Consider the following 15,522-nt stretch of genomic DNA (forward strand, 5'->3'; position numbering starts at 1 on the left):
TGCCGCCGTGGCCCTGAACCCTCCCACGCCCATGCAGACACCCAAGCCCGATCCGGACACCCACGGCCCCGCCGCAGCCATCGATCCCTACGTCTTTTCCTCGCAGGTCGGCCACCTGCTGCGCCGCGCCTACCAGCGCCACACGGCGCTCTTCCAGGAATTCATTCCCGATTCGAAGCTGACCGTCGCCCAGTTCGTGGTGATGTGCGCGCTCAGCGATGACGGCACCGCCTCGATCAGCGAGCTGGTGAAGGCCACCGTCATCGACCAGGCCACCATCCGCGGCGTCGTCGACCGGCTCAAGAGCCGCGAACTGATCGCCCTGCAGCCCGACCCGATCGACCGCCGCAAGGTCATCGTGAGCCTGACGGACGAGGGCACGCAACTGGTGGCCGAGATGAAACCGCATGCGCAAGCGATCTCCGAGGCCACCTTCGGCCCGCTGAACGAGGCGGAACGCGTCGCCCTGCTCTACCTGCTGCGCAAGATCACCGAGACCGAACCCGACACCCGCTATCCGGACGTCGACCACGTCTGCAAGTAGGCGCCGGGCGGGGCCGCCCGGGATTGCGTCACAATAGCGGTCTGCAGTCTTTCCGACCCGCCAATGACCCGCCCTGCTTCACCCCTCATGCGCACCCATCTTCGCCTGCTCGGCATGGCGATCCTCTGGGGTGCGTCCTGGTCCTGGGGGCGCTACGTCGCCCAGACCATGCCCCCCATCGGCGCCGCCAGCGTGCGCTTCCTGATCGCCAGCGCCGCGCTGCTGCTGTGGCTGACCCACAGTGGCCGGCTCGACACGCTCACCCGGCTCAACCGGCGCCAATGGACGGGACTTTTCTGGGCCTCGGCCGCCGGCGTCTGCGGCTATTCGGTCTTCTTCATGCTGGGCCTGCAACTGGTGCCCGCCAGCAAGGGCGCGGTCGTCATCACCATCAATCCCGCCGTCACGCTGCTGCTGGCCGCGCTCATATTCGGCGAAAAGCTGAACGGCAAGATCGTCCTGGGCATGCTCATGGCCGTGGGCGGCGCCCTCTTCGCCATCAGCAACGGCTCGCTCCTGCAGCTCCTGACGGGCCAGACCGGCATCGGCGAACTGCTGCTGCTCGGCTGCGTGGCCTGCTGGGTGGCCTACACGCTGATCGGCCGGGCGGTCCTGGGCGGCGTCGATGCGCTCACCGCCACCACGGTCACGGCCCTGATGGGCGCCCTCATGCTGCTGGCGGTCAGCCTGGTCACCGAGGGCGGCACGGGCTGGTCGGCCATGCTGAACGCCGGCGGCGACAGCTGGTTCTACCTGCTGCTGCTGGGCGTCGGCTCCACCGCCATCGCCTATGCCTGGTTCTTCGAAGGCGTGAAGACGCTGGGCGCGGGCGCCGCCGCCGGCTACATCACGCTGGTGCCCGTCTTCGGCATCCTGGTTTCCAGTGCCTGGCTGGACGAGCCCCTGACCGCGTCGCTGCTGATTGGCGGCGGGATCGCCATTGCCGGCATGACGGTGATGCAGCTCGGACGCCAGGCGCCCAAGGCCAGCAGGGGCTGACCCCCGATCACACCGCCTGCGCGATCTGTTCGCGCAGCCATTGGTGCCCGGGATCGCGGTGCACCTGCTCGTGCCACAGCATCAGCATCTCGAACCCCGGCACGGCCACCGGCGCCTCCACGATCCGTAGCGCCGGGTTCCCCTGCACCAGCCGGCGGGGAATCATGGCCACCAGATCGGTGACGGCCAGGACCGAAGCCAGCAGCAGGAAGCTCGGCACGGAGACCGCCACCCGGCGCACCAGCCCCCGCTGCGCCAGCGCCAGATCCGTCACGCCATGGAAGCCGCCCCCGTCCGGCGACACGATGGCGTGCTCGAGCTTGCGGAACTGCGCCAGGCTGGGCCGCCGACGCAGCCCAGGGTGCCCGGCCCGGCCAGCCAGCACATAACGATCCGAAAAGAGCGCACGGCTGCGCAAGCCTTGCGGCGCATCCTCGGCGATATGGAACGCAAGGTCGATGTGCCCCTGCTCCGCCAGCTTGCCGATGTGGCCGGGAACGACCTGCAGCACCGCCAGTTGCGTGCCTGGCGCACGCGCCCGCAATGCCGCCATGGCGGGCCAGAGGATGGTCGACGCGCTGTAGTCGGAAGCCGCGGCGCGCCAGACCTGCGAGGCATGGGCAGGATCGAAGGCCGGCGCCGGCGCCACGGCGCTCGCCAAGGCCTGCAAGGCCAGGCGCAAGGGCTCGCGCAGGGACTCCGCCCGCGCGGTGGGCCGCATGCCACGCGGGCCCGGCAGCAGCAGCGGGTCCTCGAAAACCTCCCGCAAGCGGGCCAGTTGCACGCTGACGGTGGGCTGGGCCAGATGCAGGCGTGCCGCCGCGCGCGTCACGTTGTGTTCGGCCAGCAGCGCATCCAGGGTGACCAGCAGGTTCAGATCGATCCGCCTCAGGTCGATCTGCGTCGTGAAATTGCGCATGGCAATACCTAGTATTTTGGAAATTCATTTCCAATATATCCCGGCGATTCCTATCGTGTAGCCATCCTGCCTCGCCTCCCCAAGGAATCGAACCATGAACATCCTGCATGTCCACGCGCATCCCGAACCCCGCTCGCTCACTGGCGCCCTGAAGGATTTCGCCGTCCAGCGCCTGGAAGCGGCCGGTCACGCCGTCCAGGTCTCCGACCTCTACGCCATGAAATGGAAAGCCGTGCTGGATGCCAGCGACAACACGGCCCTCCCTCCGGGTGCACGCTTTTCCGCGACGCAGGACTCCAGGGCGGCCTATACGCAAGGCACGCAGGCGGCCGACATCGCCCAGGAACAGGAAAAGCTGCGCTGGGCCGACCTGCTCATCCTGCAGTTCCCGCTCTGGTGGTTTTCCATGCCCGCCATCCTGAAAGGCTGGGTCGACCGGGTCTATGCCAACGGCTTCGCCTATGGCGTCGGCGAACACTCGGACACGCACTGGGGGGACCGCTACGGCGAAGGCACCCTGGCGGGAAAGCGCGCCATGCTGGTGGTCACCATCGGGGGCTGGGAGGCGCACTACGGCGCCCGCGGCGTGAACGGGCCGATCGAGGACCTGCTCTTTCCCATCCATCACGGCACCTTGTTCTATCCCGGCTTCGCGGTGCTGCCACCGCATCTCGTCTACCAGACGAGCCGGCTGACCGAGGCAGACTTTCCTTCGCTGCGCGAAGCCCTGGGCCGGCGGCTGGATGCGCTGGAGACCACCTCACCGATCCCCTATCGAAAGCAGAACGGGGGGGACTACCTGATCCCGGCGCTGACCCTGCGGCCGGAGATCGCCCCCGGGGAAACAGGCCTGGCCATCCACACCGCGACGCGCGCGGCGGAATAAAAAAAACGCCGCTGGGGAGAGCGGCGCCTTTCTCATGCGCGGAACCGGGGCCTGCCCCCGGGCGCAAGACTCAGCGGAACCCGCCCCCGCCCAGCTTGCCCAGGCCCTTCAGGCCACCCATGGCGCGCATCATCTTCGCCATGCCGCCCTTCTTCATCTGCTTCATCATGCCCTGCATCTGGTCGAACTGCGACAGCAGGCGGTTCACTTCCTGCACCGGCACGCCAGCGCCCGCGGCGATGCGGCGCTTGCGCGAGGCCTTGATGAGCTCGGGCTTGGCGCGCTCCAGCGGGGTCATGGAATTCAGGATGCCTTCGGTGCGGCGCAGCTGCTTGTCGGCCTGGCCGCTTTGCAGCTGGCCGGCGGCCGCCTGGAACTGCGCGGGCAGCTTCTCCATGAGCGAGCCCATGTCGCCCATCTTCTTGACCTGGCCCAGCTGCTCGCGGAAGTCGTTCAGGTCGAACTTGCTGCCGGACTTGATCTTGGAGGCCAGCTTCTGGGCTTCCGCGATGTCGATGTTCTTCTGTGCCTGCTCGACCAGCGACACGATGTCGCCCATGCCCAGCACGCGTTGCGCCATGCGCTCGGGGTGGAACGGCTCCAGTCCATCCAGCTTTTCCGACACCCCGACGAACTTCAACGGCTTGCCGGTGACATGGCGCACCGACAGCGCCGCGCCGCCGCGCGCGTCGCCGTCCAGCTTGGTCAGCACCACGCCCGTCAGGGGCAGCGCCTCGCCGAAGGCCTTGGCGGTGTTGACCGCGTCCTGGCCCTGCATGGCGTCAACCACGAACAGGGTTTCGACCGGTTTGACCAGGGCGTGCAGCGCCTGGATCTCGCGCATCATGGCCTCGTCGATGCCCAGGCGGCCGGCCGTGTCCAGGATCAGCACGTCATAGTGATGGCGGCGGGCGTGATCGACGGCGCCCTGGGCGATGGCCTCGGGCTTCTGGCTGGGGTCGGACGGCAGGAAATCGACGCCGACCTGGGCGGCGACGGTCTTCAACTGCTCGATGGCGGCCGGGCGATAGACGTCGGCGCTGACCACCAGCACCTTCTTCTTGCCGGTCTTGCGGCCGTTCTGGACGTGTCCGCCCTCGGACAGCCAGCGCGCCAGCTTGCCGGTGGTGGTGGTCTTACCGGCGCCCTGCAGGCCCGCCATCAGGATCACGGCGGGCGGCTGCACGGCCAGCGACAGCTCGCCGGACTCGGGACCGAGGTCCCCGCCCATGAGCGCCGTCAACTCCTTGTGCACCACGCCGACCAGGGCCTGGCCCGGATTCAGGCTGCCGGCAACCTCGGTGCCCAGCGCCTTTTCCTTCACGCGGGAGACGAATTCGCGCACCACGGGCAGTGACACGTCGGCTTCCAGTAACGCCAGGCGGACCTCCCGCAGCATTTCCTGCGTGTTGGCCTCGGTCAGCCGCGCCTCGCCGCGCAGGGTTTTCACGACCCGCGACAGGCGATTGGTCAGGTTATCAAGCATGAGTGTCGTTTCGCTTAAACTAGTCGGCCCAAAGGCGAACGCTGCGGCAGGGTGACTGGCCCCCACACGCAGGGCCCATCCACCGCAAAGGCGGCTCGCCCGAGACCGACGGATTCTATGTCTTCAGGCATTGTATTTCACCTGCTGGCGGCCCTGGCCTATGCCGTGCCCGGCCTGCTGCTATGGCGCACGCTGGGGCGCGGCGGCACGGTCTCGGCCGGCAAGGCCAGCCACGTCACGCTGCTGACGGCGCTGGTGCTCCAGGTCACGGCCCTGCACGGCAGCATCCTGGCCGGCGACACCCTGCAGCTGAACTGGGCGCTCGCCCTGTCGGCCGCCACGTGGCTGGGCATGTCCATGTACTGGCTGGAAAACCTGGTCCTGCGCGCCGACGGCCTGCAATTGCTGCTGCTGCCGCTGGCCGCCCTGACCTGCCTGCTGGCGGCCTGCTTCCCCGAGGCCCAGATCGTCGCGCACGCGGGCAACCCCTGGCTGCGCGCCCACCTGCTGATCTCGCTGGCCGCCTATGGCTTCATCACCATCGCGGCGCTGCACAGCATCCTCATGGCGATCATCGACCGCCACCTGCACCGCCCGCTGGACACCGCCGCCGCCCTGCCCGAGGACACCAGCGGCCGCCTGAGCATCTTCGAGCGCCTGATGGACTCCATGCCGCCCCTGCTGGTGCAGGAGCAGCAGCTGTTCCGCCTGATCTGGATGGGGTTCTCCATGCTGACGCTGGCCGTGGGCTCGGGCTCCATCAGCTCCTTGCAGATCACCGGCGCGGTGCTGCCGCTGGACCACAAGACCATCTTCACCCTGCTGTCGTGGCTGACCTTCGGCGGCCTGCTGCTGGGCCGCCACATCCGCGGCTGGCGCGGCCGCGTGGCCCTGCGCTGGACGCTGACCGGGTTCGCCTTCATGCTGCTGGCCTACTCCGGCAGCCGTTTCGTCATCGAAGTCATATTGCAGCGCGGCTAACCCGCGGCTGATCTCATCGCCACCATGGGCAAGATACTGTTCTGGATACTCCTGATCATCGCCGCGCTGCTGATTGCGCGCATGATTGCCAACAACAAGGCCAGGCAGGCGCAGAAGTCCGCTGCGCCCAAGCAGGCGCCGCCCCGCCGCGACGCCGCTGCGCCGAAGGCCGACCCCGCCTCGCTGCCCATGATGGTGCGCTGCGCCCACTGCGGCATCCACCTGCCGCGCGAGGAAGCGCTGCTGCTGGGCGGCCAGACCTGGTGCAGCCACGAACACGCCCAGGCGGGCCCGCGCGCGTGAATCTGGACCGCCACGGCTGGCTGCGGCCGGCACCTGGCGTGCGGCACTGCCCCTCGCCCAACGTGGACGCCCGCCCCGAGGGCGCGGAAGTCAGCCTGCTGGTGATCCACAACATCAGCCTGCCGCCCGGCGAATTCGGCGGCCCGCATGTGGAAGGCCTCTTCACCAACACGCTGGACCACGGCGCCCACCCCTGGCTGGAACGCCTGCGCGGCCTGCGCGTGTCGGCGCATTTCTTCGTGCGGCGTGATGGCGAAGTGGTGCAGTTCGCCGCCACCGAGGCGCGCGCCTGGCATGCCGGCGTGTCGCGTTTTGCCGGCCGCGAGCGCTGCAACGACTTCTCGCTGGGCATCGAACTGGAAGGCACCGACGTGCTGCCCTATACCGACGCGCAGTACGATGCGCTGGAAAGCCTTGCCGCCGCGCTGCGCGCCCGCTATCCGCTGGTCCACGCCATGGGCCACGAACACATCGCGCCGGGCCGCAAGACCGATCCGGGCCCGGCCTTCGACTGGGTCCGCTTCGGGCAGGCCTGCGACTGGCCGCGGCGCCACCTGCCGGACCTGGGCTGCTGAACCGGCCATGAATCATCGACAACACACGCACCGACCAAGGGGTAAGGGCATGCTGAAAATCTGGGGACGCCTCAGTTCCGTCAACGTACAGAAGGTCGTCTGGGCCGCCCGCGAACTGAACCTGCCCTTCGAGCGCATCGACGCCGGCGGCAAGTTCGGCCATGTCGACACCCCGGAATACGCCCGCATGAACCCCAACCGCCTGGTCCCCGTGATCGATGATGACGGTTTCATCCTGTGGGAGTCGAATGCCATCGTGCGTTATCTGGCCTCGCGCAACGGCGCCGGCAACCTCTGGCCCGGCGACCTGCGCACCCGCGCCGACGCCGACCGCTGGATGGACTGGCAGACCACCGAGTTCGGCCCCGCCATGCGCGACGCCTTCCTGCAATTGATCCGCACACCCGAAGACAAGCGCGACGACGCCCTGGTCGCCGCCTCGGTCGCCCAGAGCAACCGCAAGGCCCTGCTGCTGGAAGACGCGCTGTTCACCCGGGATTTCCTGGCCGGCAAGCGTTTCACCGTGGCCGACATCGCCGTCGGCGCGCAGGCGCACCGCTGGCTGGGCCTGCCCATCGAGCGCCCTGCCACGCCGCGCCTGCGCGCCTGGTACGAGCGTGTCAGCCAGCGCGCGGCCGCCGCCGAGGTGCTGACGCTGCCGCTGGCTTGATAACGGCGCCTGCGTCCCCATCGTGAAATCACGGCCGGCAGCGCCCCCGCGCAACCGGCCTGACATATCCCGGCACTAGCCTAGGCCCTGCTGTACGTTGCAGGGTGCCAGGCCATTTTTTCACCCTGGCGATATATAAAAGCAATTATCCACATCAAATCAATCAATTTTGATAATTGCACAAGTCTCTGTACGATACGTCTTGTGGTTACCCGCTAGCCCATCTTTTCAAGCCAATTAGGAGCTGACGCATGTCCCTGATCAACACCCAAGTCCTGCCCTTCAAAGCCACCGCCTACCACAACGGCAAGTTCGTCGACGTGTCCAACGAGTCGCTGAAAGGCAAGTGGTCTGTCGTCGTCTTCTACCCCGCTGACTTCACCTTCGTGTGCCCCACCGAACTGGAAGACCTGGCTGACCACTACGCCGAATTCCAGAAGCTGGGCGTCGAGATCTACGGCGTGTCGACCGACACCCACTTCTCGCACAAGGCCTGGCACGACACCTCGGAAGCCATCAAGAAGGTCCAGTACCCCCTGGTCGGCGACCCCACCCAACTGCTGGCCCGCAACTTCGGCGTGCTGATCGAAGAAGAAGGCCTGGCCCTGCGCGGCACCTTCGTGATCAACCCCGAAGGCCAGATCAAGGTCCTGGAAATCCACGACAACGGCATCGGCCGTGACGCCTCGGAACTGCTGCGCAAGGTCAAGGCTGCCCAATACGTGGCCTCGCACCCGGGCGAAGTCTGCCCCGCCAAGTGGACCGAAGGCGCCGAAACGCTGAAGCCCTCGCTGGACCTGGTCGGCAAGATCTAACCCACCCCCGAGACGCTTACGCGTCTCCCCCTCAAGGGGGCGCGCCTGCGGACTGGCAAAGCCAGCTCCGCGGTGCCCGGATGGGGCCCGAGCGGGCGCTCGGGCCTTTTTTCCGCCCAAAACTCTTGAAAGTACCCAGATTTAAAGGAATCTAGCCATGTTGGACGCCAGCCTGAAGACCCAGCTCAAAGCCTACCTGGAACGTCTCACCCAAGACATCGAGATCGTCGCCGACCTGGACGACAGCCCGAAGTCGCAGGAGACCCTCGGCCTGCTGCAGGACATCGACGGCCTGTCCGACAAGGTCACGCTGGTCGTGCGCCATGAAGACACCGGCGTGCGCCGCCCCTCGTTCTCCATCGGCCGCCCCGGCGCCGAAGCGGGCATCCGCTTCGCCGGCCTGCCCATGGGCCACGAATTCACCTCGCTGGTGCTGGCCCTGCTGCACACCGGCGGCCATCCTTCGAAGACCGCCCAGGACGTGATCGAACAGGTCCGCGCCCTGGACGTGCCGCTCAGTTTCGAGACCTATTTCTCGCTGTCGTGCCAGAACTGCCCGGACGTCGTGCAGGCGCTGAACCTGATGGCCGTGCTGAACCCCAACGTGAAGCACGTCGCCATCGACGGCGCGCTGTTCCAGGAAGAAGTGGACAAGCGCCAGATCATGTCGGTGCCCACCATCTACCTGAACGGTGAGCCTTTCGGCCAGGGCCGCATGGGCCTGGAAGAAATCCTGGCCAAGGTCGACACCGGCGCCGCTTCTCGTGAAGCCGCCAAGCTCAACGCCAAGGCGCCCTTCGACGTGCTGGTCGTGGGCGGTGGCCCCGCCGGCGCCGCCGCGGCCATCTATGCCGCCCGCAAGGGCATCCGCACCGGCGTCGCCGCCGAGCGCTTCGGCGGCCAGGTGCTGGACACGATGTCCATCGAGAACTTCATTTCCGTCAAGGAAACCGAAGGGCCGAAGCTGGCTGTCGCGCTTGAAGAGCACGTGCGCCAGTACGACGTGGACATCATGAACCTGCAGCGCGCCGAAAGCCTGAAGACCACGCCCGAAGGCGTCGAGATCGGCTTCGCCGGCGGCGCCACGCTGCGCGGCAAGACCGTCATCATCGCCACCGGCGCCCGCTGGCGCGAAATGAACGTGCCCGGCGAAGCCCAGTACCGCAACAAGGGCGTGGCCTATTGCCCCCACTGCGACGGCCCCCTCTTCAAGGGCAAGCGCGTGGCCGTGGTGGGCGGCGGCAACTCGGGCGTCGAAGCCGCCATCGACCTGGCCGGCGTCGTCTCGCACGTCACGCTGCTGGAGTTCGCACCGGAACTGAAGGCCGACGCCGTGCTGGTGCGCAAGCTGCGCAGCCTGCCCAACGTCGACATCATCACGCAGGCGCAGACCACCGAAGTGACCGGTGACGGCAGCCGCGTGAATGGCCTGGTCTACACCGACCGCGCATCGGGCCAGAGCAAGACCGTCGCGCTGGAAGGCGTCTTCGTCCAGATCGGCCTGGTGCCCAACAGCGCCTGGCTGAAGGACAGCGGCGTGGCCCTGACCCGCTTCGGCGAGATCGAGGTCGATGCCCGCGGCGAAACCTCGGTGCCCGGCGTGTTCGCCGCCGGTGACGTGACGACCGTGCCCTACAAGCAGATCGTCATTGCGATGGGCGAAGGTTCCAAGGCATCGCTGGCCGCCTTCGACCACCTGATCCGCCACAGCGCACCGGCGGAAGCGCCCGCCGAGGCCGCGACGGCCTAAGCAGCAAGATTGCCAGCGGGTGGCACAGCCCGGCGCCGCGAAGGATCGCGGCGCCGGGCTTTTTGTTTGGTATCGCCCAATGGCGAGTCCAGAAATCAACCTCTTGGATACTCACGGCGCGCATGCAGGACACTCACGACTTCCAGGTGAGTCACCATGACGCGATACACGAGGATGTAGTTGGCTGAGATGACTAGCTCACGGGTGCCAGCGACGCGTCCAGGCCTGAACCACTCTGGATGCCTGGCAGCAGACAGGGTTGCCTCCGACACGAGACGCTTCATCTTTCGTGCAGCGCCGGGACTGTCTTCCGTGATGAATGCCAGGATGGCCATCAGGTCAGCGCGCGCGCTGGCGCGCCATTGAACAGGCAACATCTTCCCTACTGCTCCCCATGGATTCAGTCCGTGTCGGGCACTTGGCCCTGGCGCTTGCTTACTTCTGGGAGAGGTGAGGCGAGTCGGCCTCAAGCGTGTCGATCAACACATCCACTTCAGCCATGACATCATCGTGCGATGCCAATGGGCGGGGATCGGCCAAGCTGGCCTCGACACGCGCACGGAACCAGTGATCATGACTGATCGCCTGGGCATCGGCGGAAGATGCCGACCTGCGGGAAGATTTCAATAAAGGACTCATGCCGCGCTCCGTAGAGCACTCATTCTACGATCAGGCAGCGCCACCGTCGACGGACCAAAACATCCACGGGACGTTGCGCCCATCGGAAAAAGAAAACGCGGCCCACCCGCTCGGCCGCGTTTCCTTCAAACCAATGACCTGGGATCAACGCGCCAGCAGCAGCGCATTCACCCGCTTCACGAACGCAGAGGGGTCGGCCAGTTGCGCGCCATCCGCCAGCAAGGCCTGGTCCAGCAGCAGGTTCGCCCAGTCGCCGAACTCCGCATCCTGCGCATCGCGAATCCGCGCCACCAGCGCGTGGTCCGGATTGATCTCCAGCACGGGCTTCACCTCGGGCGCTTCCTGGCCGGCGTTCTTCAGCATGCGCAGCAGGTGCGGGCTGAGCTCGTGCTCGCCCACCACCACGCAAGCCGGCGAATCGACCAGGCGCAGCGTGACGCGAACTTCCTTGACCTTGTCGGCCAGCGCGGTCTGCAGGCGCTCGACCAGCGGCTTGAACTGCTCGGCCACCTCGGTCTGGCGCTTCTTTTCCTCGTCATCGGCCAGGCTTTCCAGGTCCAGGCCGCCCTTGGCGACCGAGGACAGCGGCTTGCCATCGAACTCGCGCAGGTGCGACAGCATCCACTCGTCCACGCGGTCGGTCAGCAGCAGCACTTCCAGGCCCTTCTTGCGGAAGATCTCCAGGTGCGGGCTGGCCGACGCCGCGGCCACGGAATCAGCCGTGACGTAGTAGATCTTGTCCTGGCCTTCCTTCATGCGCGACACATAATCGGCCAGCGACACCGTCTGCGCGCCGCCTTCGGTGCTGGTCGACGCGAAGCGCAGCAGCTTGGCGATGCGCTCCTGGTTGGCGGGGTCTTCGCCCGTGCCTTCCTTCAGCACCTGGCCGAACTCGGCCCAGAAAGCCGCGTAGTCGTCCTGCCGGTTTTCCGCCAGGTCTTCCAGCAGCGACAGGATGCGCTTGGCCGAGCCCTCACGGATGGCGCGCACGTCACGGCTTTCCTGCAGGATCTCGCGCGAGACGTTCAGCGGCAGGTCGGCCGAGTCGATCACGCCGCGCACGAAACGCAGGTAAGACGGCAGCAGCTGCTCGGCGTCGTCCATGATGAACACGCGCTTCACGTACAGCTTCACGCCACGGCGGGCATCGCGGTCCCACATGTCGAAGGGGGCCTGCTTGGGGATGTACAGCAGCTGGGTATATTCGCTGCGGCCTTCGACGCGGTTGTGCGTCCACGCGGCCGGGTCCTGGAAATCGTGCGAGACGTGCTTGTAGAACTCGCGGTACTGCTCGTCTGTCACGTCCGACTTGCTGCGCGTCCACAGGGCATTGGCCTGGTTCACGCTTTCCCATTCGTCGGTCCTCACCTGCTCCGACTTCTCGGCGTCGTAATCTTCCTTGCGCATCTGGATGGGCAGGGAGATGTGGTCGGAATAGCGGCGCAGCACGCTGCGCAGGCGCCAGCCGTCCAGGAAGTCGTCCTCGTCGGCGCGCAGGTGCAAGGTCACTTCCGTGCCGCGATCGGCCTTCTCCACCTGGGCCACGCTGAACTCGCCCTGGCCGTCGGATTCCCAGCGCACCGCCTGGTCGGCGGGCAGGCCGGCGCGGCGGCTGACCACGGTGACCTTGTCGGCCACGATGAAGGACGAATAGAAGCCCACGCCGAACTGGCCGATCAGCTGCGCGTCCTTCTGCTTGTCGCCCGTCAGGCGCGAGAAGAACTCCTTGGTGCCCGAGCGCGCGATGGTGCCCAGGTTGGCCACCGCCTCGTCGCGCGACAGGCCGATCCCGTTGTCCGACAGCGTGATCGTGCGCGCGTCCTTGTCGAAATCGATACGGATGCGCAGCTCGCTGTCGCCTTCCAGCAGCGCGGGGTTGTCGATGGACTCGAAACGCAGCTTGTCGCAGGCGTCCGATGCGTTCGACACCAGCTCGCGCAGGAAGATCTCCTTGTTGCTGTAGAGCGAGTGGATCATCAGGTGCAGCAGTTGCTTCACCTCGGCCTGGAAGCCCAGGGTTTCGGCAGGCGCGGCGGTCGCGGAAGAGGCTTGTTCGGTCATGGTCTCTTTAGCTGTGTTGGGGTTGGCGAAGGGGCGGCGCGGCTAACCGTGGCGGCGCCCATTGGGGGGCCAGATGGGGGTAGTGGCGGGAATTTCAAGACCGCCTATAATGGCCGACTTCGCTACGCGCATGCAGCGCTGGCTCCCCGCCAGCACAGAGGCTCATGCGCCACTCGCCCGAGTGGTGAAATTGGTAGACGCAGGGGACTCAAAATCCCCCGCCGCAAGGCGTGCCGGTTCGATTCCGGCCTCGGGCACCATTCAAAAACTTCTAAGAAATCAACAACTTGGAAGTGTTCGCAGCACAAACCCCGTACCAGGGGATTTCTTGAGAAAGTGGTCAGGTACAGTTTCGGTACAGTGATGCGGCGCTAGCCCCACACCGGAGCACTCATGGCTACGATTGTTAAGACTTCCTCGGGGACTTGGAAAGCCCTCATCCGCAAGACAGGCTGGCCGGCCACGGCCAAGACGTTCCGCACCAAGCGGGACGCCGAAGACTGGGCGCGCCGTACCGAAGACGAGATGGTACGTGGCGTATACATCCAGCGAGCGCCCGCCGAGCGCATGACCGTCGAAGCGGCCTTGGCCCGCTACCTCAAGGAAGTCACGCCCACCAAGCGGGCCTCGACCCAAGCCGGCGAACACAAGAAAGCGCAGGTCATCATCCGGCATCTTGGCAAGTATTCGCTGGCCGCCCTGAACGCCGAGATCGTGGCGCAGTTCCGCGACACGCGGTTGGCCGGCGACCCCGACAAAAACGGCAAGCTGCGGCCGCGCAGTAACAACACGGTACGCTTGGAACTGGCGTTGCTGGGCCACCTGTTCACCGTCGCCATCAAGGAATGGGGCATTGGCCTGCCCTTCAATCCCGTATCCAACATTCGCCGCCCGGCTCCCGGCTCTGGCCGCAACCGGCGATTGACCCCGGAAGAACAGAACCGCCTGCTGCAAGCCGTGGATAAGCACTCGAACCCGATGTTCGGCTGGATTGTCCGTATTGCCGTGCAGACCGGTATGCGGCTGTCTGAGATTGCCACGCTGCGCATACGGCAAGTGGACATCGAGCGGCGCGTCGTTCGGCTGGAGCACACCAAGAACTCTTCGCCCCGTACCGTCCCTCTGACGGCCGAGGCAACGCGTGTGTTCACTGAGGCACTTGCCAATCCCGTGCGACCTGCTGAAACCGAATTGGTGTTCTTCGGCGAACCCGGCCGAGATGGCATACGTCGCCCCTACCTGTTCGACAAGGCGTGGACCGATGCCAAGCGCGCAGCGGGCCTTGAGGACTTCCGCTTTCATGACCTGCGGCATGAGGCTGTCAGCCGGTTCGTGGAAGCCGGCTTGAGCGATCAAGAGGTGTCGGCCATCAGCGGCCACAAGTCGATGCAGATGCTCAAGCGCTATACACATCTGCGGGCGGAAGACTTGGTGCAGAAGCTGGATCGTATTCCGAGCCTAAGCGCTCACGATCCAGCAACAAGGGGTACTGAATAGCTTTTCACTAATGAGTAAGGAGCTTTTTTTGTTTCACGATGACTCCAGTACCGCAATGTGGCGGGAAGGGGCAAGCCCAACCCGTGCTCTGAAGGCGAAACCAGACAGGTATGCGTTTTATGCCATGCCCATGCGCTAAATGCCCCGAGTCTGCGGCCCCCTGTCGCTACTGAGTCTCCATCGCCTGGTAGATGTTGGCGATGCGGTAGAAAGCCTCCTTGGGTTCCCACGGCGGCATCTGCTGGCCTTTGGGGTGTTCGTCGGGGTAGGTCTTGACCAGCGAGAAGCTCATCATGTCCATATCCTTGGCACCCACATCGTGGCGGTACGTCGGGAACGAGAACACATAGATGAATACGCCATCGACCCCAGCGTCGGCACCGCTCAATAACCCTAGCTGTTCCTCGACGTAATCCGCCTGTTCGCGCTCGCTGCGTGTCGGTACCACGTCATCCCTGAATATGCCCGACCCATCGGGGTTGGTGCCCAGCAGGTTCATGAAACCACCGGCCCCCAATTTTCCCGCGCCTTCGTATGCGCAAGAGCCGACTTCCATCACGATGATCGGCTTGTTCAGGCGATAGCGATCCAGTGCACCGACATATTCTTCGGCAGATTCACTTGCTCGGTAGTGGTCAAGACCAACAATATCAAACAGGCTCCAGTCCACTTGCTCCCACATGCCGGAGGAATACGTAACGCGCCCCTGGTAGGCGACGCGAACGCCCTGAACAATCTGTGCCAATGTGCCGTTGAGCAGCGCCATTTGATGCTGCGCCCGTGCCGTGCCGTCCTCGCTCTGGTCGGCGGTCGCCAGACTCACCACGCCCTGCACGCGCTCCATAATCGTGGCGCCATCAAAGATGCCTTCGTTGAACAGCGTCATTTCGCAACCGGCCACGAAAACGATATCCACGCCTTCCTGCCGCAACTGCTCGGCCGCCTTGGCCGCTTCGGCAAAGTAGGCCGGCAGCTCGCCAATGTTCACGTTCATCTTCCACGGATTGAAGAAAACGGTCAGCCCAGCCTTGTGCGCTAGGCGTGATGCGATCACCAGGCGCTCGACTTCCTCGCCTTCGATGCGGATAGCGTTGGCATGCAACTGCGTGGCAATTGCCTGGATGTCGTGGGCCACCAGTTCGGGGTTAAACGGTTCTACGGAATACGGATTGTTGGCCGTGAATCTGAGGCCAACGTCGTAGACGACGCCGCGATATTTCATGGGGTGGGCTCCTTTTGCGTGGGTGAAGCGGGATAACGGTGCAAGCGCGGCCAACGAAGCTGCGGCTGCGGTGAATTTGATGAGGGTTCTGCGTTGCATAGTGTCCAGTGCTGACATTCGACAATTGGAAGTAGATCTTTCTGTAATCAGCGCTTACTCCTTGAGAGGGTTGCGA

The 15,522-nt window shown here is 65.5% G+C and carries 16 protein-coding genes and 1 tRNA gene; 11 read left to right on the top strand and 6 right to left on the bottom strand.

Translation table 11 applies throughout. The features are described from left to right. The first annotated feature begins 31 nt into the window (after positions 1 to 31). Positions 32 to 544 carry a MarR family winged helix-turn-helix transcriptional regulator gene (locus ODI_RS19580; protein WP_067754236.1) on the top strand — a complete coding sequence of 171 codons (513 nt, stop codon included), beginning with the start codon at positions 32 to 34 and terminating at the stop codon, positions 542 to 544. A gap of 87 nt (positions 545 to 631) precedes the next feature. Then, the gene (locus ODI_RS19585) at positions 632 to 1,543 is read left to right on the top strand and encodes a DMT family transporter (RefSeq protein ID WP_067754233.1); all 912 of its coding nucleotides are present in this window, start codon (positions 632 to 634) and stop codon (positions 1,541 to 1,543) included. A 7-nt stretch (positions 1,544 to 1,550) separates the two neighbouring features. Here ODI_RS19585 and ODI_RS19590 read toward each other — a convergent pair whose 3' ends face one another. After that, positions 1,551 to 2,462 (bottom strand): LysR family transcriptional regulator, encoded by a 912-nt coding sequence (locus ODI_RS19590; RefSeq protein WP_067754230.1) that lies wholly within the window; start codon positions 2,460 to 2,462, stop codon positions 1,551 to 1,553. A 94-nt stretch (positions 2,463 to 2,556) separates the two neighbouring features. Between ODI_RS19590 and ODI_RS19595 the strand changes: the two genes are divergently transcribed. Continuing rightward, a complete protein-coding gene (locus ODI_RS19595; RefSeq protein WP_067754227.1) occupies positions 2,557 to 3,348 on the top strand; it encodes an NAD(P)H-dependent oxidoreductase in 792 nt (263 codons plus the stop codon). A gap of 70 nt (positions 3,349 to 3,418) precedes the next feature. Here the strand turns inward: ODI_RS19595 and ffh are convergent, their stop codons facing one another. After that, positions 3,419 to 4,834: a signal recognition particle protein gene (gene ffh, locus ODI_RS19600; protein ID WP_067754223.1), complete on the bottom strand. Its 1,416-nt coding sequence runs from the start codon at positions 4,832 to 4,834 to the stop codon at positions 3,419 to 3,421. Positions 4,835 to 4,951: 117 nt separating this feature from the next. Between ffh and ODI_RS19605 the strand changes: the two genes are divergently transcribed. The 6 genes from ODI_RS19605 to ahpF all read left to right on the top strand — a co-directional run bounded on the left by ODI_RS19605 (position 4,952) and on the right by ahpF (position 9,928). Then, positions 4,952 to 5,815 carry a cytochrome C assembly family protein gene (locus ODI_RS19605; RefSeq protein WP_067754218.1) on the top strand — a complete coding sequence of 288 codons (864 nt, stop codon included), beginning with the start codon at positions 4,952 to 4,954 and terminating at the stop codon, positions 5,813 to 5,815. Between the two features lie 24 nt (positions 5,816 to 5,839). After that, entirely contained in the window at positions 5,840 to 6,118 is a 279-nt protein-coding gene (locus ODI_RS19610; RefSeq protein ID WP_067754214.1) for a PP0621 family protein, read from the top strand. Continuing rightward, complete coding sequence (gene ampD / locus ODI_RS19615; protein WP_098020947.1) at positions 6,115 to 6,693, top strand: 1,6-anhydro-N-acetylmuramyl-L-alanine amidase AmpD; 579 nt, start codon at positions 6,115 to 6,117, stop codon at positions 6,691 to 6,693. Before ODI_RS19610 ends, ampD begins: the two co-directional genes overlap by 4 nt. Positions 6,694 to 6,742: 49 nt before the next feature. Further along, positions 6,743 to 7,363 carry a glutathione S-transferase family protein gene (locus ODI_RS19620; RefSeq protein WP_067754206.1) on the top strand — a complete coding sequence of 207 codons (621 nt, stop codon included), beginning with the start codon at positions 6,743 to 6,745 and terminating at the stop codon, positions 7,361 to 7,363. 251 nt (positions 7,364 to 7,614) lie between these two features. Further along, positions 7,615 to 8,178, top strand: a complete 564-nt coding sequence (gene ahpC / locus ODI_RS19625) for an alkyl hydroperoxide reductase subunit C (protein ID WP_067754205.1) — start codon at positions 7,615 to 7,617, stop codon at positions 8,176 to 8,178. Positions 8,179 to 8,335: 157 nt separating this feature from the next. Next, positions 8,336 to 9,928 carry an alkyl hydroperoxide reductase subunit F gene (ahpF, locus tag ODI_RS19630; protein ID WP_067754203.1) on the top strand — a complete coding sequence of 531 codons (1,593 nt, stop codon included), beginning with the start codon at positions 8,336 to 8,338 and terminating at the stop codon, positions 9,926 to 9,928. A 95-nt stretch (positions 9,929 to 10,023) separates the two neighbouring features. Here the strand turns inward: ahpF and ODI_RS19635 are convergent, their stop codons facing one another. The 3 genes from ODI_RS19635 to htpG form a co-directional block, all read right to left on the bottom strand. Further along, on the bottom strand, positions 10,024 to 10,305 hold the full coding sequence (locus ODI_RS19635) for a type II toxin-antitoxin system RelE/ParE family toxin (protein ID WP_067754198.1): 282 nt from the start codon (positions 10,303 to 10,305) through the stop codon (positions 10,024 to 10,026). 58 nt (positions 10,306 to 10,363) lie between these two features. Continuing rightward, positions 10,364 to 10,567: a type II toxin-antitoxin system RelB family antitoxin gene (gene relB / locus ODI_RS19640; RefSeq protein WP_067754195.1), complete on the bottom strand. Its 204-nt coding sequence runs from the start codon at positions 10,565 to 10,567 to the stop codon at positions 10,364 to 10,366. 144 nt (positions 10,568 to 10,711) lie between these two features. Beyond that, positions 10,712 to 12,628, bottom strand: a complete 1,917-nt coding sequence (htpG, locus tag ODI_RS19645; protein WP_067754192.1) for a molecular chaperone HtpG — start codon at positions 12,626 to 12,628, stop codon at positions 10,712 to 10,714. A gap of 175 nt (positions 12,629 to 12,803) precedes the next feature. Between htpG and ODI_RS19650 the strand changes: the two genes are divergently transcribed. Beyond that, a tRNA-Leu gene (locus tag ODI_RS19650) sits at positions 12,804 to 12,888 on the top strand. 133 nt (positions 12,889 to 13,021) lie between these two features. After that, a complete protein-coding gene (locus ODI_RS19655) occupies positions 13,022 to 14,125 on the top strand; it encodes a site-specific integrase (RefSeq protein WP_067754189.1) in 1,104 nt (367 codons plus the stop codon). A gap of 166 nt (positions 14,126 to 14,291) precedes the next feature. Here ODI_RS19655 and ODI_RS19660 read toward each other — a convergent pair whose 3' ends face one another. After that, the gene (locus ODI_RS19660; RefSeq protein WP_231968099.1) at positions 14,292 to 15,446 is read right to left on the bottom strand and encodes a hypothetical protein; all 1,155 of its coding nucleotides are present in this window, start codon (positions 15,444 to 15,446) and stop codon (positions 14,292 to 14,294) included. Positions 15,447 to 15,522 lie beyond the last annotated feature (76 nt).

This window comes from Orrella dioscoreae (assembly GCF_900089455.2).
GTDB classification, from domain to species: domain Bacteria; phylum Pseudomonadota; class Gammaproteobacteria; order Burkholderiales; family Burkholderiaceae_B; genus Orrella; species Orrella dioscoreae.